23 protein-coding genes are annotated in these 25284 nt (G+C 28.7%); 14 read left to right on the top strand and 9 right to left on the bottom strand.

Features of this window, described 5'->3' with window-relative positions:
• Positions 1–274: 274 nt before the first annotated feature.
• From KQI89_RS11105 to KQI89_RS11095, 3 genes are all read right to left on the bottom strand, one after another.
• A complete protein-coding gene (locus tag KQI89_RS11105; RefSeq protein WP_216457131.1) occupies positions 275–1282 on the bottom strand; it encodes an ABC transporter substrate-binding protein in 1008 nt (335 codons plus the stop codon).
• A 121-nt stretch (positions 1283–1403) separates the two neighbouring features.
• Positions 1404–2159: an ABC transporter ATP-binding protein gene (locus KQI89_RS11100; protein WP_216457130.1), complete on the bottom strand. Its 756-nt coding sequence runs from the start codon at positions 2157–2159 to the stop codon at positions 1404–1406.
• Entirely contained in the window at positions 2146–3024 is an 879-nt protein-coding gene (locus KQI89_RS11095) for an ABC transporter permease (protein ID WP_216457129.1), read from the bottom strand. Before KQI89_RS11095 ends, KQI89_RS11100 begins: the two co-directional genes overlap by 14 nt.
• 658 nt (positions 3025–3682) lie before the next feature.
• Between KQI89_RS11095 and KQI89_RS11090 the strand changes: the two genes are divergently transcribed.
• From KQI89_RS11090 to KQI89_RS11080, 3 genes are read left to right on the top strand one after another with little or no spacing between them, the layout of a single operon-like run.
• The gene (locus KQI89_RS11090) at positions 3683–4447 is read left to right on the top strand and encodes a MerR family transcriptional regulator (protein ID WP_216457128.1); all 765 of its coding nucleotides are present in this window, start codon (positions 3683–3685) and stop codon (positions 4445–4447) included.
• Between the two features lie 51 nt (positions 4448–4498).
• Entirely contained in the window at positions 4499–5230 is a 732-nt protein-coding gene (locus KQI89_RS11085; RefSeq protein WP_216457127.1) for an ABC transporter ATP-binding protein, read from the top strand.
• Positions 5217–5960 (top strand): ABC transporter permease, encoded by a 744-nt coding sequence (locus tag KQI89_RS11080; protein WP_216457201.1) that lies wholly within the window; start codon positions 5217–5219, stop codon positions 5958–5960. The genes KQI89_RS11085 and KQI89_RS11080 overlap by 14 nt, the downstream gene beginning before the upstream one ends.
• A gap of 160 nt (positions 5961–6120) precedes the next feature.
• Here the strand turns inward: KQI89_RS11080 and KQI89_RS17675 are convergent, their stop codons facing one another.
• Positions 6121–6234 carry a putative holin-like toxin gene (locus KQI89_RS17675; protein WP_246583087.1) on the bottom strand — a complete coding sequence of 38 codons (114 nt, stop codon included), beginning with the start codon at positions 6232–6234 and terminating at the stop codon, positions 6121–6123.
• Positions 6235–6408: 174 nt separating this feature from the next.
• Between KQI89_RS17675 and KQI89_RS11075 the strand changes: the two genes are divergently transcribed.
• The gene (locus tag KQI89_RS11075) at positions 6409–6894 is read left to right on the top strand and encodes a hypothetical protein (RefSeq protein ID WP_216457126.1); all 486 of its coding nucleotides are present in this window, start codon (positions 6409–6411) and stop codon (positions 6892–6894) included.
• A gap of 124 nt (positions 6895–7018) precedes the next feature.
• Here the strand turns inward: KQI89_RS11075 and KQI89_RS11070 are convergent, their stop codons facing one another.
• The gene (locus KQI89_RS11070) at positions 7019–8392 is read right to left on the bottom strand and encodes a DUF4317 domain-containing protein (protein WP_216457125.1); all 1374 of its coding nucleotides are present in this window, start codon (positions 8390–8392) and stop codon (positions 7019–7021) included.
• A 501-nt stretch (positions 8393–8893) separates the two neighbouring features.
• On the opposite strand from KQI89_RS11070, the gene KQI89_RS11065 reads away from it, so the two are divergent.
• The 6 genes from KQI89_RS11065 to KQI89_RS11040 all read left to right on the top strand — a co-directional run bounded on the left by KQI89_RS11065 (position 8894) and on the right by KQI89_RS11040 (position 15972).
• Positions 8894–9523, top strand: coding sequence for a type 1 glutamine amidotransferase family protein (locus tag KQI89_RS11065; RefSeq protein WP_216457124.1), 630 nt, complete (start codon positions 8894–8896; stop codon positions 9521–9523).
• Between the two features lie 188 nt (positions 9524–9711).
• Positions 9712–12084: an ABC transporter permease gene (locus KQI89_RS11060; protein ID WP_216457123.1), complete on the top strand. Its 2373-nt coding sequence runs from the start codon at positions 9712–9714 to the stop codon at positions 12082–12084.
• Between the two features lie 14 nt (positions 12085–12098).
• Complete coding sequence (locus KQI89_RS11055) at positions 12099–12860, top strand: ABC transporter ATP-binding protein (protein WP_216457122.1); 762 nt, start codon at positions 12099–12101, stop codon at positions 12858–12860.
• Between the two features lies 1 nt (position 12861).
• Positions 12862–13542 carry a response regulator transcription factor gene (locus KQI89_RS11050; RefSeq protein ID WP_216457121.1) on the top strand — a complete coding sequence of 227 codons (681 nt, stop codon included), beginning with the start codon at positions 12862–12864 and terminating at the stop codon, positions 13540–13542.
• A complete protein-coding gene (locus tag KQI89_RS11045; RefSeq protein ID WP_216457120.1) occupies positions 13529–14800 on the top strand; it encodes a sensor histidine kinase in 1272 nt (423 codons plus the stop codon). Before KQI89_RS11050 ends, KQI89_RS11045 begins: the two co-directional genes overlap by 14 nt.
• Positions 14801–15387: 587 nt before the next feature.
• Positions 15388–15972, top strand: a complete 585-nt coding sequence (locus KQI89_RS11040; protein ID WP_216457119.1) for a DUF1062 domain-containing protein — start codon at positions 15388–15390, stop codon at positions 15970–15972.
• A gap of 191 nt (positions 15973–16163) precedes the next feature.
• Here the strand turns inward: KQI89_RS11040 and KQI89_RS11035 are convergent, their stop codons facing one another.
• The 3 genes from KQI89_RS11035 to KQI89_RS11025 form a co-directional block, all read right to left on the bottom strand.
• Complete coding sequence (locus KQI89_RS11035) at positions 16164–17012, bottom strand: PRD domain-containing protein (RefSeq protein WP_216457118.1); 849 nt, start codon at positions 17010–17012, stop codon at positions 16164–16166.
• A gap of 78 nt (positions 17013–17090) precedes the next feature.
• Positions 17091–18497, bottom strand: coding sequence for a glycoside hydrolase family 1 protein (locus KQI89_RS11030; RefSeq protein WP_216457117.1), 1407 nt, complete (start codon positions 18495–18497; stop codon positions 17091–17093).
• Positions 18498–18554: 57 nt separating this feature from the next.
• Entirely contained in the window at positions 18555–20432 is a 1878-nt protein-coding gene (locus KQI89_RS11025; protein ID WP_216457116.1) for a beta-glucoside-specific PTS transporter subunit IIABC, read from the bottom strand.
• A gap of 400 nt (positions 20433–20832) precedes the next feature.
• On the opposite strand from KQI89_RS11025, the gene KQI89_RS11020 reads away from it, so the two are divergent.
• From KQI89_RS11020 to KQI89_RS11005, 4 genes are all read left to right on the top strand, one after another.
• Entirely contained in the window at positions 20833–22041 is a 1209-nt protein-coding gene (locus KQI89_RS11020) for an MFS transporter (RefSeq protein ID WP_216457115.1), read from the top strand.
• Positions 22042–22087: 46 nt separating this feature from the next.
• Positions 22088–22780, top strand: a complete 693-nt coding sequence (locus tag KQI89_RS11015) for a FadR/GntR family transcriptional regulator (RefSeq protein ID WP_216457114.1) — start codon at positions 22088–22090, stop codon at positions 22778–22780.
• An 86-nt stretch (positions 22781–22866) separates the two neighbouring features.
• Positions 22867–23658 carry a helix-turn-helix domain-containing protein gene (locus tag KQI89_RS11010; RefSeq protein ID WP_216457113.1) on the top strand — a complete coding sequence of 264 codons (792 nt, stop codon included), beginning with the start codon at positions 22867–22869 and terminating at the stop codon, positions 23656–23658.
• Positions 23659–23700: 42 nt separating this feature from the next.
• On the top strand, positions 23701–24399 hold the full coding sequence (locus tag KQI89_RS11005; RefSeq protein ID WP_216457112.1) for a transglutaminase-like domain-containing protein: 699 nt from the start codon (positions 23701–23703) through the stop codon (positions 24397–24399).
• 37 nt (positions 24400–24436) lie between these two features.
• Here the strand turns inward: KQI89_RS11005 and KQI89_RS11000 are convergent, their stop codons facing one another.
• Positions 24437–25264 carry a MerR family transcriptional regulator gene (locus KQI89_RS11000; protein WP_216457111.1) on the bottom strand — a complete coding sequence of 276 codons (828 nt, stop codon included), beginning with the start codon at positions 25262–25264 and terminating at the stop codon, positions 24437–24439.
• Positions 25265–25284: the final 20 nt, after the last annotated feature.

The following is a 25284-nucleotide window of genomic DNA, read 5'->3' as shown; positions in this document are numbered from 1 at the left end:
ACTTCTTCGAACAAGTGTGAGAAGGAGTTTCCTATAAGTAAGCCTCCAAATTTTATATTTGGTTAGGCGAACTTACTCCTTTGAACAAATGTGAAAAGGAGTTTCCTATAAATAAATGAGGTTTTTACTAAAATTGGATAATTGGATATAGGAGACATGTTGATCGTGCCTCGCCTTCACCATTGAAATAAAGGTAACCCATATTGATAAAATAATCAATATGGGTTACCTTTTATATAATATATATTTTTGTTTTTTACACCATGCTCCTTAATTAATTTTTGTCAGTTTTAACATATACTATGTTTTTATCATTAATTTTTTCCATAGAAAGAGATTTTAAAGTATCTTCATTAACTATTATTTGAGTTTCATCTAACATAGTTACAGGAATATTAGATACTTGCTCACCATTTAAAACTTTAACAGCAAGTTCTCCAGTTTTATAGCCTAATTTTTCGTAGTCTATACCTTGACATGCAAGTGCACCAGATTTGACAGAACCATCTTCTGAGGCGATTACTGGAACTTTATTATCAGTAGCGATTCTAGAAACTATCGGCATAGAAGAAACAATTAAGTTATCTGTTGGAACATATAAAACATCTATATTAACTATTAAACTAGACATGGCTTGATTAATTTCATTTGCAGAGGAAACACCCTTTTCTATAATTTTATAATTTTTTTTAGATGCATACTCTTTTAGCATATCAACCTGTACTTTTGAATTTACTTCACTAGTATTATATAAAACACCTATAGTTTTAGCATTTGGAATAAGTGTTTTAATCAATTCAAGATTTTTATCTATAGATATATAATCTGATGTACCAGATATATTTCCTCCAGGCATATCTATAGATTTTACTAAACCAGCAGCGACTGGATCAGTAACAGCAGTCATTAGAATAGGTATATTTTTAGTTGTGTTATAAGCTGCTTGAGCTGATGGCGTTGATATAGCATATATTAGATCTTTTTTATCAGACACAAACTTATTTGCAATTGTTTGAGTTGTAGGCATATCATTTTGAGCATTTTGGTAATCAATTTTTATATTTTCTCCATCTTTATATCCGTTATCTTCTAGTGCTTTTATGAACCCGTATCTTGCTTTATCTAAAGATGGGTGCTCTACTAGCTGAGTAATACCTATGTTTTTGATATTCTTATTTGAATTAGATGATTTGTCATTAATATTTTTTGAACAACCTGTAAGTAAAGAGACTCCGACTGATGCTATTAAAATTAAATTTATTAACTTATTTTTTATTATCATAATATAATCCTCCTAAAGTCCATATTTATACGTGCTCATACATTCATATGTTCATATACATTATTAAATTTATACACAAATTTATTTAACATTAATTAAGATATAAATTAAGTTTTATATCTTAAACTGCATATTCAAATTTATCTAGTATTTCTTCTATAGTGATATTTAATTTCTCATCACCGCTTATATCTAAAATTATTCTACCTTTATGAAGCATTATAAGTCTATCACCATAGTTGATAGCATGTTTTAGATTATGAGTTACCATCAATGTAGTTATATTTTTTTCTCTAACAATTTTATTAGTTAAATCTATAATTTCATTTGAGGTTTTAGGATCTAAGGCAGCAGTATGTTCATCTAGTAATAAGACCTTTGGGTTTGTAATACTAGACATAATTAGGGAAAGTGCTTGTCTTTGACCTCCAGATAAATATTTTACTTGAACATCTAAATATTTTTTTAGATCAAGTGATATATCTTCTAATAAATCTTCCATAACTTCGGTTTTGTGACGAAGACACTTTTTAAGATTTAGTAAACTCCCTTTATTTAGAGCTAAGGATAAATTTTCTCTGACTGTCATAGAAGGACAAGTGCCTAAACTCGGATCTTGGAATACTCTACTTATTAACTGAGTTTTTTTATGCTCAGCTAGTTTTGTTAAGTTATTACCATCTAATAAAATATCGCCTTGGCTTTCTTTTATAAATCCTGAGATTATATTAAGTAAAGTAGATTTACCTGTGCCATTACTTCCAATGATACTAACAAATTCCCCTTTATTTATAGTTAGTGAGAGATCTTTGAAGATTGTATTAGGATCTCCATATGGATTGGGGAATGTTTTTGAGATATTTTTAATTTGTAGCATCTACAACACCTCTTTTGTTTAAATTTTTATTAGCAAAAATATTTGGGTTACCAATACTTAAAAATAAAATTATTATTATAGAAGTCATTAATTTTAAGTTATTAGGAGGTATTATACCTAAATTTATTGCGAAATAGATTGTAAATTGATAGATTAAAGCTCCTAATAATATAGATGTAGTGGCCTTAATAAATGTAAGTCTCTTAAATACAGATATACCAATTATAATTGATGCTATTCCAAGTACCAAAGTACCAATGCCCATATTAACATCAGAGAATCCTTGGAACTGAGCATATAAGCTACCAGATAAAGAAACCATAGCATTAGATAACATTAATCCTAATATTTTTATAATATCAATATCAATTCCTAATGATTTAACCATTTGAGGATTATCACCAACAGCTTTTAACGTATATCCAAGTCCAGTAGTTAAGAATAAATCTAAAATAAATTTGCAAGATAATGCAGCAACTATAACTAATATTAGTGGAGAAATACGTATATTAAATAAGTGATTGAAATTAAATAATGGAAGGTTTGATTTTCCCATTATTCCTAAATTAATAGAGTAAAGCATACCCATAACTAAAATTCCTGAAAGTAAGTTAGAAATTTTAAGTTTAATGTGTAAAATACCAGTAATAAGACCAGAAATTAAGCCACATATAAGAGCTAATAAGGTTCCGATTATTGGAGAGACTCCATTAGTTAAAGATAAAGCAATAACAGAACCACCTAGTGAGAAGCTTCCATCAACAGATAAGTCTGGAAAATCTAAGATTTTATAGCTGATATAAATACCTAATGCCATAATCGATAAAATTAAACTTTGTGTTACTACAGATACAATTCCTGTCATAAAAAATACTCCTTTAAAATTTATTTTATATAAAAACCACACAGTACAATCTGTGTGGTTAATCTTTAATATAAAAAAAACACACAGTATAATCCATGTGGTTAATTTCTGAATATAAAAAAGCCACACAGTATAATCTGCGTGACTTTATAAATGGTAATAATGAATAACATTATAAACAATATAGCCAACACAGATACAATCCCTAATCATCAGTAAGTCCTAAGGGGTTTGTATCCATGTTAAAATTTAATCAAATTTGTAACGTGATACAAACCCTATATAAATTGGCTATAAAAACTAAATCCTGCTTGTTTGTTTATTAAAGTATTCATAATTACCCTCCAGTTCTATTTTTTTATTAATAATATTTGACGTTCATTTTTAATTTAATATAGAGTATATACTATCAAAACTTATAAGTCAATAAAAAATATAAAGTTGAGTAAATTTTTTAAAACTTAAATGAAGTAGAAGATGATGTCCTTAATTGTATATGAAAGATAAGTCTTAAAGCTAGCTATTGAAAAAGTACACAAGGTAAAAAGTATGAAAGATATAAACTTTTTAAAAATTCAACAAGAAACAAAGAGAACTCTCTATTATATCACCAGACTTTTAATCAGTGTTATGATAATAGCATGGAGGTGCAAATAGTATGGACAAGATATATAAAACATCAGAAGTAGCTAAAAGAGTTGGGGTACATTCCAACACTGTACGTTTGTACGAAAAGCTTGAATTAATACCAAAGGTGGATAGATTAGCAAATGGTTATAGAGTATTTACTGACTATCATATAGAGCAGTTTAACCTTGCTAGAACTGCCTTTAAAGTAGAGGTTCTACAAAATGGGCTTAGAAAGAAGATAATCAATGTTGTTAAGTTATCTGCCAAAGGGGAGCTTCAAGAAGCAATTAACTGTACAAATGATTATATAAACCAGATAAAGCAAGAACGAAAAAATGCAGAGGAAGCCATAGAACTTTCAAAGAGGTTTTTATTAGGGATAGATACTAAAGAAAACTGTATATTTTTTACAAGAAAGCAAACCGCAGACTATCTTGGAGTGACAATTGACACATTAAGAAATTGGGAGATGAATGGTTTACTTACTGTTAAGAGAAAGAAGAATGGATACCGAGTTTATACTGAAAATGATATTAATAGGTTAAAAATAATACGTACCTTACGTTGTGCTAACTATTCCCTTTCAGCGATTTTAAGAATGATTAATGCCATATCAGAAAGTAAGGAAATTGATATTAAAGAGGTAATCAATAAACCAAAAGAGGATGAGGATATTGTTACAGCATGTGATAAGCTTCTTACTTCCTTAAGTGATGCAGAAAAAAATGCAAATAGTATACTGAAGCAATTAGAATTTATGAAAAACGAATTTAATACAAACTCTACAGTTTAACACCAGACTTTGTGATGGTGTTATTCTTTTATCAAAAGGAGGGAATAGCACATGGAAGTAATAAAAGTTCATAATCTTTATAAATCCTATGGGGATGTTCAAGTGGTTAAGGATGTTAGTTTAACGGTAAAAAAAGGTGAGGTATTTGGATTGCTCGGGGCCAATGGGGCAGGGAAGAGTACTACCATAGAGTGTATTTTAGGTACAAAGAATTTTGATGGTGGGCAGGTATCTATCCTAGGTATGAATCCTCAAAAAGAAAGAAAACAGCTATTTCAGAAAGTTGGGGTTCAGTTTCAAGAATCTAATTATCAAGATAAGATTACAGTGAAAGAGTTGTGTGAAATAACTGAAGTTCTTTATAAAAATCCATTAGATTGCAATGAATTATTAGAGCAATTTGAACTTCAAGATAAGGTTAAAAATCTAGTAAGTGAACTATCTGGAGGTGAAAAGCAACGATTATTTATTATACTAGCGTTAATTCCGAATCCAGAGGTAGTATTCTTAGACGAGCTTACAACAGGACTAGATGTAAAGGCTAGAAGAGATGTGTGGAAGTGTTTATTAAACTTAAAGAAGCAAGGTCTTACAATCTTTTTAACATCTCATTTCATGGATGAGGTTGAAGTTCTGTGCGATAAAATATGTATTTTAAAAAATGGAGTAATAGATTTTTATGGAACAGTTGAAGAAGCAGTGGCACTGAGCCCATATGAAAAATTTGAGGATGCTTATTTATGGTTTATAGATAAGGAGGAGTTGGATGATGAAAGTATTTAAAACAATGTTAAAAACTGAATTAAAGTTATCGATAAGAGGCTTGGATATGTTCATCTTTGCAATCTGTATGCCAGTTTTGGTAACCGTTATTTTAGGTGCTATTTATGGCAATAAACCAGCATTTCCTGGAGCAAATTTTACATTCATGGAACAATCCTTTGCACCTGTATCAACCATTGCAATATGTGCAGGTGGTGTCATGGGGTTACCATTAGTATTATCTGAGTATCGTCACAGAAAGATATTAAAAAGATTTAAAGTAACACCAGTTAGCCCGTCTATGATTTTAGTAGTTCAAGGAGTAATATATGCTTTATATGCCATTGTTTCATTAATTCTTGTTTATTTAATCGCAAAAATATTTTTCAAGTTTCAATTTGGAGGTTCATGGATAAACTTTTTAGGAGCATATATATTAGTAATGATATCGATGTTCAGCATTGGATTTATGGTGGGGGGAATAGCGAAAAATATTAAAATGGCAGGTATTATCGCCAGTATTCTATACTTTCCTATGCTTATATTTTCAGGAGCAACATTACCCTATGAGGTTATGCCAACAGCGCTTCAAAAAGTGGCAGATATCTTACCATTAACTCAGGGGATAAAGCTTTTAAAAAGTGCATCACTTAATTTAAGCATAGATAATGCAATACTACCAATTTTCGTTGTAAGTATACTTGCTGTGATATGTATTGGGGTAGCTATTAAGTTTTTTAGATGGGAGTGATTTAAAATTTATAAATAAACATTAAGAGTTTAAACAGCTTTATAATATTGTTTTCAATACAAGAATTTGAGTAAATTAAATGAGGTTTTTAGCCTTAACCATTGATGTAACTTGGTTAAGGCTATTTTACAAGTGAAAATATTGTATCACAAGTAAGATTTTAAATATTGATGTTAATACGTTGTGGGACTACTATTTTTGATATTTTATCAATAAGTAACACTATAAACGTTAATAGTGCTAGTAAAAATAACCCTGCCTGAAATAGTAACATTAAAACGTCATTACTCATTAAGTATCACCTACCTTCATAGAAGAGGTAAGTAATATAGGAGATATTATATTTAACATTTTTCATTTAAATTACAATAAAAGTATATTGAGACTAAGGTATATGTTATAATTAAATAAAATGAAATTATTGGAATATATAAAAGGGGATGAGATTATGGAATTTAGAATTATTTCATTACCACCGTTTAAAGCTGCTTCATCAGGGGTTGATAAAAATTTTGACTTTTCTGCAGAAGGAATATTAGGAAAGTTTGATGCATATTTTTCTGATATTAAGCCATTACCACGAGATAGTTTTATGCCACGAGATTTTTTATTTTTTGATCCTGTAGAACAAGGTATGGTTTGGTGGTGGGCGCTAAATGAGGACATGGATAGCGGTGGTAACGATGTAGTTGACTTTGAGGGTGGATATTATCTTACTTACACATATAGAGACGGCGATGAAGAAATGGGCAGTAAATTGTATAATGAGGCTATAGAATACATTAGTAAATCGGAATTATTTGAATTAGATGAACGCAATAACCACTATAGTATGGGACATATTATTACTCCTCAGGATATTATCAAAGCACAAGGATGGGCACAGATGGAAACATTTATACCAATTAAGCTGAAAACGAAACATGATAAATAAGTATTAATTTGTGAGGAAAGTTAAGAACATTATATAGCTACAGTTTTAATAAATAAAAAAGGGTAAAGAAAATAGCAAACTTTATTTTTGAGAGTTGCTATTTTTCTTTATTAATTTGTATAATTTAAATTAAATCATCTAAGCCATTAACTGTAGCTTGTTCATTTTCATTAATAGGAATAACTATGCATTTTTGCCCATCAATTATTTGAGATTTTATTTCAGATATTTTTTCAGGCTTTACTTGAAGTATAACGTCATAGTTAGGAGTAACCTTATTATCTTCTGAATTTGTATCCTGAGTTTCTTCTAAATTAGTCTCTAAACTTTCATCTAAATCAGTTTCTGAAGCTTCTTCTAAAAGCACATTATCATCATTAACTTCTGTAGGCAGGTTAGCTTCATTATCCACAGCTGTTTCTTGTTTAAATTGTTCAAGTTTAGTTTGAAGTATTTCTACTTGTTTTTCAAGGCGTTCTTCCTTTTTTCTTTGCTCATTTGCTTTAAGTGTCTTTGGGTCAATTAAATTTTCTGCTAAAGGAAGGTCTTCACCAAAGTTTTCTACATAGGATTTTTCAATCTTTGTAGTAATTTCTTCAGGAACCCCACTATCTATTAAAAGGTTTTGTATATCCTTCTTTGTTAAAGTTATAGGTTCACAATCTGTATCGTCATATATAGAATTATATTCTTCTATCATAGTATTTAGGTTTTCTTGCACTTCCATAAAAATTTTATCAGCTTTCTTTTCATCAGCACTAAAAGAATCTTTAATAATTGATTGAAATGTTTCTTTTTGTATAGTAGCAGTCTGTTTTGAATAACAACCTAAAGCATTTTCCATTAATTCAGGATGTGTATCCTTTGCATTTTTTGTGTAATACATAATAGAGTTAACATCTGAACTACGATCAATAAAAGCAGGAAATACAAAGCCATTAGTTGGGGCATCAACCACCCAATCTCTAATACGTGCTTTTATTTTATTTTCTTCTTCAAAGTATCTAAGACCAGGACCTGAAAGTGAAACAGGACATATTGCACATAGCAGATATTCATATACTTCTTCAGATTCATCTATTTTTGCATTATCAGCGGTTTTAGTAATAACATCATAGGCATCATGAAAAATAAGTATTAAAAAATTACCAGTATAATCATAACTATCTATAATGAATTTATAAAAATCATCAAGAAGAGCATCATTCTTTAATTGACTGTTTTTAAGCTGCATAAGAGAAATTTGTTTTTCATTTATGAGATCTTCATTAGTTGGAAAGTTAAGTTCTAAAATATTATTTCCAATGGTTCCAGATAGTACTTTTTTAGCAATTTCTAAGTATTTAAAGTATTCATCCTCATCTAAATTTAGAAAGGTTTCTCTAAATTTTAAAATAATATGCTTTTCTCCATTAACATAGCAACCACACATTTTAGTGAAGGTGCAATGATCTTTCTTTAAACGTTTTTTTAACTCAAGTATATCTTTTTTTCTCATATATAAACTCTCCAATCTAGTATTTTCTATTTGTAGGTATTAATTATAAGGAAACTCATTGTCATATTGATTCCAATGAATAAATTCCTGTAAGTTAAATTAAATATTTAGCCACTCACCTAAGTATAGTATTTTTTTTATATTAATTAAAGATTTTATTAGGTGAACTTAAAGTAGGTGATATGCAAAAAATAGGCATTAAATGCGGATAAGAGAATGTATGGCAAATATGATAAAAGATTAGATAGATTAAAAAGAAGAATGCTATAATAAGAGGGCATTCTTTTTCAGTTTTTACTATTAGGATATAATTAGTTAGAAAAATTAAGTTAATATGGATATTAATAGATATAAAGACCGTTTATCGTATGTTGTTTTTATGGAAAAATCATTAGATTCAGTAAAAGATAAGAAAAAGTTTATTTATTTTATAATAAGTTATGTAAACAGCAAAGTTATTTTAAATAAGATATAAAAGTAGATATAAAAGGAGCGTATATTATGAATACAAAAAAAGTTTATCTTTATGTTTTTGATACTATGTCAGACTGGGAAATAGGTTATTTAACTGCAGAATTAAGCTCAGGAAGATATTTTAAAAAAGGAGTACAACCGATACAAGTGATTACGGTAGGAAATAATAAAAGTCCTATTACAACAATGGGAGGACTAAAAGTATTACCAGAAATCTCTCTTGATGAATGTAATCTTAAAGCTACAGATGTTTTAGTTCTGCCAGGTGGATTTACATGGACAGAATCAATCCATGATACTGTATTAGAAAAAACTGAAAAAGCCTTAATGCAAGGTACTGTAGTTGCAGCTATTTGTGGAGCAACAGTAGCACTTGCAAAGAAAGGATTGTTAGATTCTAGAAGTCATACAAGTAATGATTTAGAGTATCTTAAAATGGTAGTGCCTAATTATATTGGAGAAAAATATTATAAGTTTCAATCAGCAGTGACAGATGAAAACTTAATTACTGCATCAGGAATAGCACCATTAGAATTTACTATGCAAGTATTGAAAGTGTTAGATGTACTTAAATCAGAAACATTAGAGGCTTGGTTTAGTTTGTATAAAACTCAGGAGCCAAAATATTTCTTTGAATTAATGAATTCAATGAAATAAATAAGGAATAAAAAAAGAAAAGTTCACCTCTAAGATATTTTTTAAAACATCATTAACTAATTAAGATAACAATACGCCTACAGTTATGAACTGTAAGTGTATTGTTATTTTATTTAAGGATTATTTAATAATTAGTAATTTATAATAAATTCATGGTTAGCAAATAATTTATGAGAGGGGTAAGATTTATGTTTTTTAGAATATTGAAAAAAGATTTAAAGCGAAAGAAATCAATGAATAGTATTCTTTTAATATTTATCATATTAGCAACAACATTTTTAGCAAGTAGTGTAAATAACTTAATTGTAATATCAGAGTCTGTTGATTATTTTATGGATAAGGCTAAAACACCAGACTACATTATTTCATCTTATGATAGGGGAGAAAATAGAGAGTTTGATACTTGGATTAATACATCTAAGCTTATAAATTCTTACGATATTGATAGAAGCACAATACTTTCTAAAGATAATATTAAAATAAAGAAAGATAAAAAAGTTGAAGAATTTCAACCTTTTGGAGAAACTCTACTTCAAGCACAACCAAAGAAGTATGGAAAGTTACTTGATGATAATGGAGAAGAAGTTATTTTAAAGTCAGGGGAAATTGCTTTTTCACTAGTTGATAAAAGTAAAAATAATTTAGAAGTTGGAGATAAAGTCCTTATTACTATAGGGGATATTAAAAAAGAATTTTCAATAAAGATGTTTACTAAGGATGCTATTTTTGGATCAACCATGAATGAGATGAAAAGGCTTCTTATAAGTGATGAAGATTATGAGATTTTCAAATTATGTAAAGAAGCAGGTGCTATAAATAATTATTATATAATGTCAGAGGATACAATTGCACTCGAAAAGGAATTTAGAAGTATAGATAGTAATACAATAATTAATCTTGATAAGTCATTTATTAACACCAGTTTTATTTTGGATATGCTACCATCAGCAGCTTTAATTATAGTAAGTCTTTGCCTTATCTTAATTGCATTTTTAATTTTAAGATTTACAATAATTTTTACTCTACAAGATGATTTTAAAGAGATAGGGGTCATGAAGGCCATTGGACTTAAAGAGTTTGATATTAAAAAAGTTTATTTAATAAAATATCTTGCAATAACAACAATCGGTGTAGCAATTGGGTTTGTAGTAAGCTTTCCATTTGGTAATACATTATTAAAGCAATCCTCAGGAAATATTTTAATGAAACCTTCCACTGGAAATATCTTTGTTAATATAGCATGTTCTATTTTAGTAGTTTTAATAGTTCTTTTATTCTGCTATACATGTACAAGAAAGTTAAATAGGTTTTCTGCAATAGATGCTATTAGAAATGGAAGTACAGGTGAGAATTTTAAAGGTAAGTCAAGGTTAAAACTTAAGAATTATAAAAATATTAGAGTACCAATGTTTATTGCTTTAAATGATATTTTATGTAATCTTAAGAGGTTTGTAGTTTTAATTTTAACTTTCTGCATTGGAACAATTCTAATTATTATTCCTCTAAACACAATAAACACCTTAAAAGATGGAAACATTATTAAGGCATTTGGGCTGAATTATAGTGATGTATTAATTGAAACGGATAAAATGGACAAATATACAAATGGAGCTAACAAAGAAGAATATTTAAAAGATATGAAAAACCTTGAGGAGTCGTTTAAAGATAGTGGAGTAGACATAAAAATTTATGGGGAAGTAATGTATAGACTTAAATTTTATGCTGGCGACAAGGATAACCTTCTTCAATTAATGGCATTTCAATCTCAAGAAAGTGATAGTAATAATTACAATGTTTTAAAAGGTAAGATGCCTGAATTAAAAAATGAAGTAGCAATAACTGAAGCTGTAGCTAAAAAGTTAAATGTTTCTATTGGAGATACAATTTATACGCAAATAGATAAGGAAAAAAAGGAATTAATAGTAACTGGTTTATATGAAAGTATGACTAACATGGGTGAATCAGTAAGATTAAGTTCTAAAACTGATATAGATTTTAAATATTTAGCAATCATATTCCCTTTTCAAGGTAATTTTGAGGGAAGTGTAGATCCACAAGTATTAATAGATAAATTAAAGGATAAGTATCCAAGCTATTCATTTAAAAATTCACAAGAATATGTTTCAAGATATATAGGAAGCACCTTAGATCAACTTGATGCTATGAAGAATTTAATTGTATTAATAGTAGTAGGCATTAATGCTTTAATTACAATTTTAATGATGAAAACTTTCATTACCAAAGAAAAAGGAGAAATAGCAATGCTAAAAAGTATTGGCTTTAGAAACAGCTCAATTAGATTTTGGCAATCAGCTAGAATAAGTATAGTTCTTGTAGTTGCAATTATTTTAGGAATTATATTATCTAAGTTCCTTGGACCTGTGACATCAGGTCAAGTATTTGCAATAATGGGTGTTCATAATATTGTATTTAAGGTAGAGGCATTAGAAGTATATATAGTTTATCCTACTATACTTCTTTTAGTAACTACAGCTATTGCTTACTTAAGTGCTGGAGCTGTTAAAAAAGTAGATTTAAAAGAAATTAATAATATGGAATAAGGTAGGGATTTGAGATGAGTTCATTAAAAGTTATAGATTTATGTAAAACTTATATTATAAATAAGATACAAAATAATGTTTTAAGAAATGTAAACTTTGAAATTAATGAAGGTGAAATGGTGGCTATTATGGGACCTAGTGGTTCAGGTAAATCAACTCTTCTTTATGTAGTTAGCGGAATGGATAAGTTAACTGCAGGAAAGGTAGATTACTTTGGAAAGGAAATTAGTACTCTCACGGGAAATGAAATGAGTGATTTAAGACTGGATGAAATGGGATTTATCTTTCAACAAATGCATATGTTAAAAAATCTTTCAATATATGATAATATTATACTACCAGCATATCAATCAAAAAAAGGAAAAGATAGAAAAGAAATTGATAATAGAGCAAGAGATTTAATGCATAAGCTTGGAATAAGTGAAATCGCAGAAAATGATACAAATGAAGTTTCAGGTGGTGAGCTTCAAAGAGCTTGTATTTGTAGAAGTTTAATTAATTCTCCAAAGATGATTTTTGCTGATGAGCCTACAGGTGCTTTAAATCAGCAAAATTCTAGGGAAGTTATGAAGGAGCTTAATAGAATTAATCAAGATGGTACAACTATTATGCTTGTTACCCATGATATGAAGGTTGCAGCTAAGTGCGATAAAATAATGTATATTGAAGATGGATCAATAAAAGGTGAAATTGACTTGGGTAAATTTATTGAGAAAAATGGTTTTAAGAATAGAGAAAGAAAGGTCAATAATTGGTTAATGGAGATGGGATGGTAATATGGTAGATTTACTTCTAGTAGAAGATAATTTAGAACTCGCAGGTTTGATTTGTACTTTTTTAAAAAAAGATGGATTTAGTATTATAAATGTAGAAAGTGGAGAAAGCGCATTAGAATTTCTTCAAAAGGATGTTGCGAAGATTGTGCTTTTAGATATAATGCTTCCTGGCATAGATGGTTTTACAGTATGCTCCAGCATTAGAAAAAACCATAATACACCAATTATAATAATGAGTGCAAAGGTTGACAAAGAGGACAAGATTAATGGTTTTACACTTGGGGCGGATGATTATATTGAAAAGCCCGTAGACATTGATATTTTAAGTGCGAAGGTTTCAGCATTAATGAAAAGAAACTATGAGCTTAAAGCAAAACGCACAATTATAAATTCAGGTGATATTTCAATTAATAAAGAAGCAAATGAAGTGTATCTTGATGGAAAGTTATTAAACATGACCTCAAAGGAGTTTGAACTATTACTTCTACTTGTAGAGAATGCTAGTAAAACATTAAGTAAAGATTACCTATTTAATAAAATTTGGGGAGTAGAGAGTTTTAGTGAAAATCAAACATTAACTGTCCATATAAAGATGCTTAGGGATAAGATTGAAGAAAACCCCAAGAAGCCAAAAAGAATTGTAACTATTTGGGGAGTAGGCTATAAGTATGAAGAAATTTGATAAAGTAATCGCTATTACTGTTTTGGTTTATTTAGTAACTTCACTGGGACTACTTGCATTACTTAGGGGAATGAATAACAAATCAAGTAGCGAATATAAGGTAGAAATAAACAAAATATATTTAGGCTTAGTAGAGGGTACATCCTTTGCTGAGCCTGACTTAAGTTCTTATGAATTTATAAAATCAGTGTCATTTTTACCTGAGTCTTCACAGACAAGCAAAGGTGACATTGAAGAATTTTATAAAAACACAAATGGATTAGAATATGAAATTAAACCTTGGTACAATGAAGACAAATTATTAGGGTACTTAAGATTTAATTATGTAAGTAGGAATTCTCATAATAGTATTTTATTCAAAGTAGAATTTATGTTATTTATATTTGAGGCAATAATAATATCAGTTCTATTCTATGTTAGAAATTCAATTCTTAAGCCTTTTAATACTCTAAGTGAAATGCCTTATGAATTATCAAAAGGTAACCTTAAGGAAGAGCTTAAAGAAAATAAAAATAGATATTTTGGTAAGTTTCTTTGGGGGATTAATGTACTTAGAGAAAATTTAGATTATCATAAAATAAAAGGGCTTAAGCTTGAAAAGGAAAAGAAGCTTTTACTACTTTCAATTTCACATGATATAAAAACACCCTTAAACACAATAAAGCTTTATGCAAAGGCCATAGAAGATGAGGTCTATGATACTAATGAAAAGAAAATATTAGCAGCAAAGCAAATACAAGAAAAATCATTAGAAATAGAAAACTTTGTAAAAGAAATAATAAAAACATCAAGTGAAGATCTCCTTGAAATTGAAGTTAATAATAGCGAGTTTTATCTAAAGGATTTAATAGATAAAGTAATAGTAACTTATAAAGAAAAATGTACTTTGAAAATGATAGATTTTATTGTGGGGGATTACAGTAATAAATTAGTTAAAGGTGATTTAAATAGAGCCTTTGAAGTTATAGGAAATATAATAGAAAATGCATTTAAGTATGGTGATGGGAAGGAAATAAAAATATCTTTTTATGAAGAAGATTACTGTCAGCTTATTAAAATATTCAATAGTGGAGAAACAATAAGTGAAAATGAATTTAATCATATTTTTGATAGTTTCTATAGGGCTAGCAATGCAAGAGATAAACAAGGAAATGGTTTAGGACTTTACATCTGCAAATATATAATGAAAAAGATGGATGGAGAAATTTTTGCAGAATGTGAAAAGGAAGGCATGAGTTTTACATTAGTATTAAGATAGATAATTTATAGTATAAATTTAATTAGGATTATTCTAGTAGCTTAGATTTTGAATTGAGAGTTCTAAATAATACTTTAGAATGATATCTAATTATGTAGAAAATATATAGCAGAATAAAGTAAAAAATTCACTTAATACTAATATGGAGAATTGTACCATAAGTGACGTAGGCTTTCTTTTAAATTATTCATATCACTGGTTTTAATAGAGATGATAGTATTCTAATAGTATTATATTATAAATAAAATATAATACTATATAAAGATTTATTGCAGGCTATCGTAAGGATAGTTAGGAGTGAGAAATTGATAATTGAGGAGATGAATGGAGATTATCAAAATATAACATCAAATTATATAGAAATATAGAATAGCAAGTGGAATTCAGACCTCATTCTTATTTATGAAATAAGAATGAGGTTTTATTTAGCATATAGAGCTGATAAAATATATTTAGAAAAAAGATTGGGGGAATTTTTTATGACAATAGATATTTTTAATGCATAGCAGAGGCTATTGCATTATTAATAAAAATATAGTGAAATAGCCTTTGCGAGTCCTAAAAAGTAAATGACTAGGAGGAGCAAAATGAGCTATTTAAATAAATATCAATGGGAACTAGTCCCAGAAAACTTACCCATGGTAAAAAGAAATTGTCCTAAATGTAATGAAAAAACAAACTATATAAATAGTGAGAAGTTTAGAATAAATGCAAATAAAAATAACATTGATATTTGGTCAATTTATAAATGTGAAAAATGTAAATCAACTTGGAATATGACCATATATGAAAGAGTAAAGCCTTATAATATTAATAGACATGAGTATAATAAATTTCTTTCCAATGACAGAGAATTAGTAAGAGAATATGCCTTTAATTCAAGTATATATAATAAGAATAAAGCTGAAGTCATTCTAGGTAATATAGAATATAGAGTAGTCCAAAGAAAATTAGAAGCATATTACATGAAAGAAAATGAACTTGTTATTGAACTTGTTTGCAAGTGTGCAATAGAGTTGAGAGTAGATAAGCTTTTAAGTGATGTACTTGGAATTTCAAGGAGTAAAGTAAAATGTATGCTGAAAGAAGGAGCAATCTTTGTTAAGGATGATAAAAATCCATCAAATATAAAAGTAAGAGATGGAATGGAGATACATATGTTAAAAAAATAATCTGGCTTTTTTGTCACTTATAATTATACTTTGTTCCTTGTATTTAATGTTATATCCAACAGCATATAATGACACAAGTTTATACCTTTTTATACCTGGGGTAATTCTTAGTATATATACATTTCTTAAAAAAGATAATAAAGAATAAGGATCCTAGTATTTTCTAGAATCCTTATCCTTTTAAGTAGATCTTAAGGGTTTTCATCTAATTCCCCTAAGATTTTATGAATATGTATCATCAAGTATAATTCTTCTTGTATGGGTAAACTTCTAGCATATTCATTATATATATAGGTTTGAATTTTTTTTACACATTCATATTCTGCTTTACAATTATTACGTACCTGCTCATAAATAAAATCAACTTGCTCTTTGTTAGTTTGCTTATCAAGAAATCTTTGAGCAAAAGCTTTTAAGTGTGTTACAAAGCGGTTATAATAAAATGAATCTTCATTATATATAATTCCAAAGTGATAGTGTACAATGTGTAATATATCTTTTACAATCTTAGAAATTTTCTTGTTTTTATCCCTATAAGGATTATCCTGTTGAGCATTAATGAAATGACTTGCAATATTTCCGATCTCCTCTTGAGGAAGTTGCAAACCTAACTTTTCTTTAATTAGTTTAAGTGCATATACTCCAATATCATATTCATTAGGATTAAAATCTCTAATTTCGGATAAATAATTATTTTCTATTACAATATTAGATTTAAAGCGCTTTACAGAAAATGAAATATGATCAGTTAAGGCTAAATATATATGATTCATAAGCTTCATATTATATTTCATTATTGCATAATCAATAATCATTTGAGCGATATTAAAATATACACCATCAATTTCAGAAGCTAATTGTAAAATATTTTTTTTCATTATTTCATCATGAAGAACAAATATTTTTTCCACTTCTTCTTTTTTCAGCTCATGGCCTACAGAATGATTATGTCCTAGTCCTTTTCCCACTAAAATTACATCATTACCTGTGTCATCCGTTGCAAGCACCAATGAGTTATTTAGTATTTTCTTTATGTACATATTTAATACTCCAATATAATTATTATATTTATTCGAATAAATAGTCTTAATTAAATAGTTTAATGCAAGTAAATTATCTTAGTCTAATTCTCCATTAGTTTCTATAACTTTTTTATACCAATAAAAACTATCCTTTTTTATTCTTTCCATCCCTAATGTATCATGGTCAGTTCTATTTGTATACACAAGACCGTAACGTTTTTTAAATCCTTGTGCAGAACTTAGAAGATCCATAAATGACCATGGACAGTAACCAAGCATTTCAACTCCATCTTCTATAGCTAAGGCGCAAGCATTGATATGATCTTTTAAATAATCAATACGATACGTATCATGAACTTTTCCATCTTCTAAAACATCAGGAGTACCTAATCCATTTTCTGTGATTATAAGAGGCAAATGATATCTTTGCCAATATTCGTTTAGTGCAACTCTTAAACCAGATGGATCAATTGCCGCACCATATTCGGAAGCTTTTAAATTAGGATTCATAGACATCTTAAAAAGTCCATACATATTAAAATCTACAGTACCTTCTCTAGTACCAAAAGGATGATTATCATCAACAGGCAAAGCTTCAGCGCAATTTGTTCTATAATAGTTTACTGCAATAAAATCTATTTTTGCATTTTTTAAGATAGCTTTGTCCTCAGCTTCCATATGAGGCATTATGTCTCTTTCTTTAAGATATTTTAAATAGTAGCCTGGATATTCACCATGAAAATGCATATCAAGCATATAATAAACTTTAAAGTTATCATTCATACGTGCAGCATAAACATCTTCAGGTTTGCATGTAAGAGGATAAGTCACAGATGATGATACAGCTGGACCAATTTTACTATCCTCTATCATTTCATGACACGCATTAACGGCTAATGCATGTGCTAAACACATATTATAGTCCATTTGAGCACGCATTCTATCAATTTTTAAGGTATCTTCCTCATCATAAATATTAATTCTTTCTTCTACTCTGACAATTAAATTTTGTTCATTGTGAGGTTGCCAATACTTAACACGATCTCCAAATTCCTTAAAGCAAATTTTAGCAAAACGTTCATAGGCGTATACAGTTTCTCTGCTTTCCCAACCATTATATTTTTCTACTAAGGCAAAAGGTAAGTCAAAATGATATAAAGTTACAAAGGGTACAATATTATTTTCAACTAATTTATTAATTACCTTATTGTAGAAATCTATTCCTTTTTGATTAATTTGGCCATCACCATCTGGAATAATTCTTGCCCAGGAAATAGAAAAGCGATAAGTTTTCATTCCTAATTCCTTCATTAAGTCAATATCTTCTTCAAAATGGTGATAGAAATCTGAAGCTACTTTCGTATCAGCTTGTATATGAGATTTTTTGAAGGAGTTAAAATCAGCTACAGTGATTTTTTTACCATCTTCATCCCAGGCACCTTCAATTTGAAATGCTGAAGATGATGCACCCCATAAGAAATCCTTTGGAAATATTGTACTCATAGAAAATCCTCCTTTTATATTAGAATATTTATTTTTACTAGTTTTTGAATCTTTTAATTATTTTATTAAAGAAATAATTATATCTTCATTTGACACATGCTTGTTTTCATATGGAATTACATTGGTAAACTCACCTGTATTACTTACTACTACTGGTGTAGTAATATCATAACCTGCTTTTTTAATTTCATCCATATCAAAGGATATTAACATTTCACCTTTTTTCACTACGTCACCTTGGTTTACATACTTTTTAAAATGTTTTCCTTTTAGTTCTACTGTATTAACTCCTATATGAATTAATAACTCAGCTCCATTATCTAGTTTTAATCCTATAGCATGTAATGTAGGGAATAATGAAACAACTGTACAATCAGCAGGTGCTGTGACAGCTCCCTTTGTTGGAAGTAAAGCTACTCCTTCACCTATAACTTTTGAAGAGAACACATCATCTTTTACTTCAGTTAATGGAATAATGGTACCTTCTAGTGGTGAAGTAATTTCAAGATTTTCTTTATCAGATGAATTTACTGTTAAATCATGAGATGAACTCTCTTTATCATCTTCATCCTTGATATCTTCAAATCCTATTATATAAGTTAGTATAGCAGAACCAAAGAACGCAATGGCACATCCACCTAAGTAACTTAAAAATGGTATCATTCCAGCTTCAGCATATACCGGAATTGTTAAAATCCCTTGGTTTGCAAAAGCATTTCCAAAAGCTCCTCCAAATCCCATAACTCCACCACCGATAGCACCGCAGGTTACAGCACATATCATTGGTTTTTTAAGTCTAAGATTTACACCATAAATAGCAGGTTCTGTGATTCCAAATAGTGCAGTAACAGAAGAAGACATAGAAATTGTTTTTAGCTGTTTATTTTTTGTCTTAAAGAACACTCCTAAAGCAGAGCCAGCTTGTGAAAAGTTTGCTGCACCTGCAAAAGCTAAAAGATTTTGCCTTCCTGTTTGAGCAACATCATTAATACCAATAGGTAATAAAGCTCTATGGGCACCAAAAATAACTAATACGCACCATAGTCCACCAACAAAAGCTCCGCATAGTGTTGGGCTAAGTTCATAAATAAATTTATAAGTAAAGTTAATAGCATTTCCTAAATATATTCCAATAGGTCCAAATAGTAATAATGTAGCTGGAAGCATAATAAGTAAAGCAAGTGTTGGAACCATAATAATTTTTAATACTTCTGGTACATATTTTTTAAGGAATTTTTCAACATATGAAAGTACCCATACTGCAATAATAATTGGAATTACGGAAGAGGTATATATTGCCTTTGTTACAGGAAGTCCAAGGAAACTAACTGGAGCTTGACCAGTCATTAAGGCTGTAAAAGCAGGGTAACAAAGAGTTCCACCAATAATCATTGATATTATTTCACTGGTTTTAAATACCTTAGCAGCAGTATATCCTAAAATGATAGGCATAAAGAAAAATACAGCATCAGCTAATGAGTTTAAAATAATATAGCTTTGAGTTTCTTTTATATTAATTCCATGCTTATTCATGTAATACATTGCAAGAACTGATAAAATTCCTTTAATCATACCGGAACCAGCAATAGCTGGAATGGTAGGAGTAAAGATTCCAGACACAGCAGATAAAATTGTATTACCAATGCCTTGTTTTTCACTAGATTCAGAATTGTAATTGGAAGCATCCGATTCAGGTACTAGTTTAACCAATTCATCATAAACCTTTGTAACTTTATTTCCAATTACAACTTGAAATTGTCCCATACTTTCAACTACAGTAATAACTCCTTCAATTTTGGATATATTATTTTTGTTTGCTTTAGATGAATTATTTAATTTAAATCTAAGGCGTGTCATGCAGTGAGATAATTCTTTTATATTATCTTTGCCACCTAAATTATCTAAAATATTTTTTGCGATTTTTACATAATCCATAATTTAATCCTCCTAATTTTTATGAATTTTTTAGCTTTTGTCTCATGGCCATTCAACAAAAAAAGACCAAACCAATAGCTAGATTATAAAAATAATCTAAATAATTGATTCGATCTTGCCTGCTTTACCAGTAACACGTCTACTGTGGTATATTTCATTTTATGTTTATAATACCATTAACGTTTACACAAGTCAAATGTAAAAATTTCCGAAATTGAAAGTTTTCAAATCAAAGGCAATAAAAAAATATAGTAAAATGTTTAATTTTAGTTTATACATCAATGTTTACAGATGTAATTTTAGTAAGTAAAAATAGTTTAAAAAAGTAGAAAAACTTGCTTTAGAATAATAAATGGTATATTATTTGAGTTGTAAATATACTATTTAGAGGAGATAGACTATGAAAAAATTAATTAATCAAAAAATATTGTTACTTGCTATAGTTGTTTTATTTTGGTTTGCACAGTATGTATATGTACCATTTCAGAATTCCTATTTAACTGTAAGTAATGTGTCAGCAAATATGATTGGAACAATTATAGGGGCTTATGGAATTGCTCAATGCTTATTAAGACTTCCAGTTGGAATTATTGCAGATTCTATAGGAAAACATAGAATTTTTATATTAGTTGGTGCTATTTTTGCAGGACTTGCTTCATGTATACGTGTGATTATGCCTAATGGAGAAGGATTTCTTATTGCAAATATTTTATCAGGAATTGCCTCATCAATGTGGATTTCTTATATGGTTCATTATACTGGATATTTTTCAAAGGAGCAGCAGCAAAAGGCTACAAGTAGTATTATATTAGTGAACAACTTAGGAATGTTATTTGGATTTGTAGTGAGCACATTATTTTATGACAAATTAGGTATGAAGTTTTTATGCATTATGAGTGCCTTAGCTGGTATAGCTGGTACAATTTTAGCATTAAATATTAAAGAACATAAAAATGAAAAAATTACCCAAAACATATCTTTTACTCAATATATATCAATTTGCAAAAACAAGCGACTTATATTTTTCTCAATTCTAGCATTAATTCAGCAAGGTATTCAAATGTCTACAACAATGTCATTTACAACACAAATATTAAAAGATTTAGGGGCAACCTCCTTAATTGTAGGATTATCCTCTATATTATATATGGTATTTGCAGTATTATCAGCAGGTTTTGCATCTTCAAAATTTTGTACCAAACATGAACCAAAATTATGGATTTCAGGAGTGTTTTCTTTAATATCTATTTATTGTATAATTGTTCCAACGGTAAAAAGTATCCCTATAATTTTTTTATGTCAAATTCTTCCGGGAATATCTACAGGTATTCTTCTTTCATATTTAACTAGTGAAGCAATGAAAGAAGTTCCTAAATCTAAAAAATCTACAGCAATGGGATTTTTTCAAGGGGTCTATGCTATAGGTATGTCAATTTTTCCAATGATTGTAGGAACAATTGCTACATACAATTCTTTAAAAACTGGGTATTTTGTACTAGCTATTGTTGCAATAAGCGGAGCAGTAGCATCAATAATATATTATAATAATTATAATAAAAGCATAATAAAGCCTAGTTGTCCTAAGGAAACAATTAAATTATTACGTTGAGAGACAAAGTTGTAATAATAATATAGAAGTGGGAGAGTTGTATAATATGTCAAATTTAAATGCAACTGAAAAAATAACTGATTATATTAAAGAAAATATTTTAAATGGAAACTTTAAGATTGATAGTAAGTTACCTAGTGAGAGAAAAATTGCAGATCAATTTAATGTAAGCCGTATTCCTGTACGCAGTGCTATAGAGAAGCTTTGTGAAGAAGGAATACTTAAAACTGTTCCTTATTCAAGTCCTATTATTAAAGGCTTTAAAAAGTTAAACTTGTTTGATAATGGAGAGCCTTTTAAGAATGATGATATACAAATGTTTTATGTTGAAGCTTTAAGAACTAGACAATTAATTGAAAGTGAGGCTACAAAATTAGCAGCTATAAACGCCACAGAAGATGAAATAAAAGTGATAAAAAAAGCCTATTTGAAATCTATAGATGAATTAGATAAAGTTTATAAAGGGCTATTAAAAGAATGTAGTGATGCAGATTTGCATTTTCATCAAGAAATTATTAAATCTTCACATTGCTCATTATTTATAAGATATTACGAATTAATTCCTAAAACAATATTTTCAAATCAATATTTTGGATTTAAATATAGAACATCTCTTAAAGATATGATGGAGCATCATCATGAAATAATGAATGCACTAGAAAAAAAAGATGGTGATTTGGCTTATCGTGCTATGTATAATCATTTAGAAGACGTAATTGAATTATTTGAAAGAATATAAAAATAAATCTACTATATTATAGATATGAATAGTAGAGAATAAACTGTATTTAAAAGAATTTCTAATTTGAAGGAGGATAATTTGTCTTGATTTCAAACTCTGATAATTTATTAAATAATAAGTTGTTTTTATTTGATGCTAAAGATCATATTACATTTCTTACTAACAAAGTAGATGCTGATTATCATAGTCACAATTATATTCAGATTACTATAGGACTAGAAAAGAAATTTACAATTAATATAGAAAATGAAGAGTTTTATACAAAAGGAATAATTTTAGGTTCAAATATCAGCCATAAGTTGAAAGGATATAATGAATGGCAATTGTATTTACTGATTAACCCAGAATCTATTTTCGGTGAAACTATAAAAAGAAATATTTTAAATGAAACGGAAATCTATATTTTAGAAGAAAAAAATATAAATAAAATAATTCAACCAGATATTCACACAATAATAGAAACAATTAGTTCTGAAGGATATTGTAATTTTGTGAAAAAAATAAAAGAAGCTTTAAATGTTTCAATTTTTGATTTAGATCATAAAATTGACAACCGAGTACTAGAGATTTTAGCTTATATAGAATCTTATCCATTAGATAAGTTAACAGTTAAAGAATTAAGCAATAAGGTTTTTTTATCAGAGAGTAGATTATCCCATTTATTTAAAGAAGAAATTGGAATATCTTTAACTAGCTATATATTACATGAAAAGTTAAAAAAAGCTTTTTATTTAATATTGAAAGGGTTAAGTATTACTGACGCTGCTATGGAAGTTGGATTCAGTAGTTCCTCTCATTTTACTCGTAGTGCTAGGGATAAACTAGGTATGGCTCCAAGGACAATTATAAAAGACAGCAGATATTTGAAAGTATGAAAATGAAAATCCCTTTATAATTAAATTAGAAAGGGTGATTACATGAAGACATATCTAAAATCAACAGAATTATTGGATTTTAATAACTTAACTATTCAAGAATTAATTAATAAGAGAAACTGGTGCCAACTAGCAGAGGAAGAAAAGATAGCTGCTGTGTATAATTTTGTAAGAAATGAAATTAAGTTTGGCTATAATAGTGGGGATGATATACCTGCTTCTGAAGTTTTAAGAGATGGATATGGACAATGTAATACAAAAAGTATTCTTTTGATGGCTTTGCTAAGAGGGGTAGGTATTCCCTGTAGAATTCATGGTTTTTTTATTGATAAAAAAATGCAGAAGGGTGCATTAACAGGAGTCACTTATCTATTTGCTCCGGAAAAGATCGTTCATGCTTGGACTGAAGTATACTATAATAATCAATGGGTAGCTCTAGAGGGAGTGATTATTGATGATCAATACCTAAAACAAGTACGAAATAAACTGAATAGGTTTAATAATGGGTATATAGGATATGGCATTTCTGTAGAGGATAAAGAAAAGATAAGCCTTTGTTGGAAAGGAAAAAGCACTTATATTCAAAGCTTTTCAATTATAGAAGACTTGGGCTTATTTAATAGCCCTGACGACTTTTTTATCAAATATAACAATACTAACAATAGAGTAAAAAGGATCCTTTTTAATATTTTACGGAAAAGAATAAATAAAAAATTAGATTTAATTAGAGAGGATAGGTGATCAAATAAATTACTTAACATATGGCAGGTGTCCTGTACTATGTTAAGTAATTTTCATTTTCTAAAGTTTCTATCATCAGCTTTGTAATATAGTGATTCTGATCTTTCTGGGCAATATCAGAAATTAGATACTCCTCATAAGAGTAATCTCCAAGAGCAATGCCATTATCATCAGCATAATTTAACATATTTTCATAAGCATGACATAAGTTATCGTATTCACCTTCAAAGTATCCACATAGATAGATTCCTGGCTTACGAATTATTGTTTTTCCAGGAATAAAGGATTTGATCTTAATATATAGGTGAGAAAGATTTGCGAAATTATTCTTGCGTAGATTGTTCACCGATATAATACTGCCTACGGATTCTTGCACTGTAATTCCTAGGTCGTTACAGAATTTAATGTATTCCTGCATAAAATTCGCAAAAGTCTCATTTGATGAATTTTCCATATTATTAGATGGGAGAATGATCTCTGACGGTAAAGATTCTAGGTAGATATTATTATGGCTGTTTATCCCTTCCGTGGTCATGGTTTTCATGTTTTCAATCATTTCCTGTATACCCTGAAAATATCTTATTTTTTCAGTTACCTGTTTGCTTTTCTCTTCTAATAAATCTAAGAATACGGAAGGATTACGCTGTTCAAGATAGATTTTTATATCCTTTAAAGACATACCCAGTTTTTTTAGATTAGTGATAACAGAGAAGGTAAAGTACTGATGATAAGAATAATAACGGTAACCGTTTTTCTTGATGATTTCTGGTTTGAATAGATCGATGTCATCATAATGAAACAGAACATGCTTTTCAACATTGCACATCTTAGCGAATTCTCCAGTAGTAAAATATGTTTCTTGCATTTTTAAAATCTCCTCTTGAC

The organism is Clostridium simiarum (assembly GCF_018919175.1).
In the GTDB taxonomy this organism is placed as follows: domain Bacteria; phylum Bacillota; class Clostridia; order Clostridiales; family Clostridiaceae; genus Clostridium_L; species Clostridium_L simiarum.
This window is presented reverse-complemented; position numbering and strand designations above follow the sequence as displayed.